The sequence below is a fragment of the Actinomyces sp. MRS3W genome, assembly GCF_032465695.1.
Classification (GTDB): domain Bacteria; phylum Actinomycetota; class Actinomycetes; order Actinomycetales; family Actinomycetaceae; genus Actinomyces.
Genome location: NZ_JAWDJJ010000301.1, coordinates 1 through 2,646 on the forward strand (window position 1 = coordinate 1; position 2,646 = coordinate 2,646).

General features: G+C 74.7%; 2 protein-coding genes. Both read right to left on the reverse strand.

Annotated features, from left to right (window positions below; translation table 11 throughout):
• Positions 1-1,642: ATP-dependent DNA helicase (locus tag RWX45_RS11515; protein ID WP_316023862.1), on the reverse strand; the 1,642-nt coding region annotated here is incomplete at its 3' end.
• A gap of 178 nt (positions 1,643-1,820) precedes the next feature.
• On the reverse strand, positions 1,821-2,646 hold an 826-nt coding region (hflX, locus tag RWX45_RS11520), incomplete at its 5' end, for a GTPase HflX (RefSeq protein WP_316023861.1).

Here is a 2,646-nt window from a genome sequence, read left to right on the forward strand (position 1 = left end):
CGTCGGGGCGGGGGAAGGGGATGCGGTCGATGACCACCAACCGGCAGGTGCGCCCGGGCACGTCCACCCCCTGCCACAGGGACAGCGTCCCCACCAGGCAGGCGTCCTCGTCGGCGGCGAAGGCCTCCACCAGGGTCGGCAGACGGTCCTCCCCCTGGGCGTAGACGGTCAGGTCGGTGCGCTCGCGCAGCATGGCGGCGGCCTCGTCGGCGGCCCGCCGGGAGGAGAAGAGCCCGAGCATGCCGCCGCGGCTGGCCTCGGCCAGGGCGACCACCTCTTCCAGGGCGGCCTCGGAAATGCCCGCCCCGGGACGCGGCAGGTGAGTGGGGGTATACAAGATGCCCTGGCGGGCGTAGTCGAAGGGGGTGCCGACGTCGATGCCCTCCCAGCCGCCGTCGGCGAGGGTGAGCCCCAGCGCGCCCGCCATGGCGTTGAAGCTGCCGCCCAGGGCCAGGGTGGCGGAGGTGAGCACGGCGGCCCGGTCCGCGAGCAGGGTGTCGGCCACAGATCCGGCCACGTCGATGGGCGCGAGGGTCAGCCGCGGGGGCTCGGCGCCCATGCGGGGCCGCTCCACCCAGGCGACGTCGCGCCGCTGGGCGACCGAGTCGGAGGTCATGCGCTCGACGACGTCGGTCATGTCCGCCACCGCGGTGCGGGCCAGTGCTACTCCCCCGGCCTCCGCGCCGCCCTGTGCGCCGGAGGAGCCGGCGGCGCGGGCGGCCTCGCGCACGTCGGTGAGCACCTGGCGGCAGGCGCCGTCCAGCACGGTAAGCGCCTGGGCCAGCGCGGGTGGCAGCCCGTCGGTCAGGCGCCCGTCGGGCAGGTCCGCGAGTGCAAGTTGGAGGTTCTGCCCGGCCTCCTCCAGCTCGGTGACGATGACGCCGGCATGCCGGCGGGCGGTCGCGGCCACCCGCGCCACGGCGGCGGCCGACAGGCTGACGGTGCCCTGGGAGCGCACTCGGTCGGCCAGCTCATGGGCCTCATCCACAATGAGCACCTCATGCTCGGGCAGGACCCCGGGGTTGCCGGCCACGGCAATGCCGAGCATGGCGTGGTTGGTGACCACGACGTCGGCCTCGGCGGCCGCCGCACGGGCGAGGACGGGGAAGCACTCATCGTGCAGGGGGCACTGGCTGCCCAGGCATTCGGCGCTGGTGACGGAGCCCTGCGCCCAGGCGCGGTCGGAGACGCCGGGGACGAGGTCGTCGCGGTCGCCGGTGGTGGTCTGCTCGGCCCACTGCCGCAGGCGCACCACCTGCTCGCCGAGGCTCTGCTCGGTGCCCTCGCCGATGCGGGCGCGGGGCGTGGCCGCGGCGGCGGAGAAGAGGGTGTCGGCGTCGTCGTCGGGGTAGCCGCCGGCCAGGCGGTGGCGGCACAGGTAGTTCTGCCAGCCCTTGAGCAGGGCGACATGGGGCCGGGTGCCGGTGACCCCTTCGACGGCGTCGGCGGCCAGCGGGGCGTCCTTGGTGAGCACCTGGCGCTGCAGGGCGAGGGTGGCGGTGGACACGACGGCGCGCTCACCGGCGTCGACGGCGTGCACCATGGCGGGCACGAGGTAGGCGAGCGACTTGCCGGTGCCGGTGCCCGCCTGGACCAGCAGGTGAGTGCCGGATTCGACGGCGCGGGTCACGCGGCGGGCCATCTCGGCCTGCCCTTCCCGCGGGCTGCCGCCGAGTCGGCGCACCGCCTCCGTCAGGGCCGCCTGGGTGCGCACCTCCGCAGACGCCTCGGCCGTTCCCGCCCCGTCCGCAGCGGCCGCGTCCGGGTCCGCTCCCGAGGACGCGGGCGCTGTCACTTCGCGCGCAGTGCTCACTCGGGGTTCACCCGGCGTCGGCGAGGCTGGAGGGGGCGGCGTCGACGGCGGTCAGCTCGGCGGCGAGGGCGGCGTCTACTCGGGCGACCACGCGGGTGCCGGCCTCGACGTAGTCGATGGTGGTGATATCGCCGTCGGCGTGGACGCGGGAGACGAGGTCGCCGCGCGTATAGGGGACGACGACGTCGACGGCCACGTCGGGCCGCGGCAGCAGGGCCTCAATGCGGCTGCGCAGTTCCTCCAGCCCCTCCCCGGTGCGGGCGGAGACGACGACGGCGTCGGGCAGGCGGGTGCGCAGCGCAGCCAGGGTGACGGCGTCGGCGAGGTCGGCCTTGTTGAGCGCGATGAGTTCGGGAACGTCCAGGGCGCCGGGAATGTCGGCCAGGACGGCGTGGACGGCGGCGATCTGGCCGAGCGGGTCGGGGTGGGCGGCGTCGACGACGTGCAGCACCAGGTCCGCCTCGGCGACTTCCTCCAGCGTGGAGCGGAAGGCCTCAATGAGCTCGTGCGGCAGGTTGCGCACGAAGCCGACCGTGTCGGTGAGGGTGTAGATGCGTCCATCGGCGGCCTCGGCCTTGCGGACCGTGGGATCCAGGGTGGCGAACAGGGCGTCCTGCACCATAATGCCGGCGCCGGTGAGCGCATTCATGAGGGAGGACTTGCCGGCGTTGGTGTAGCCGGCGATGGCCACCGAGGGGATGGGGCCGCGGCGCCGCGAGCCGCGCTTGACCTCGCGGGAGGGGGCCATGGCCTTGATCTCACGGCGGAGTTTGGCCATGCGCTGGCGGATGCGACGGCGGTCCAGCTCGATCTTGGTCTCGCCGGGGCCGCGC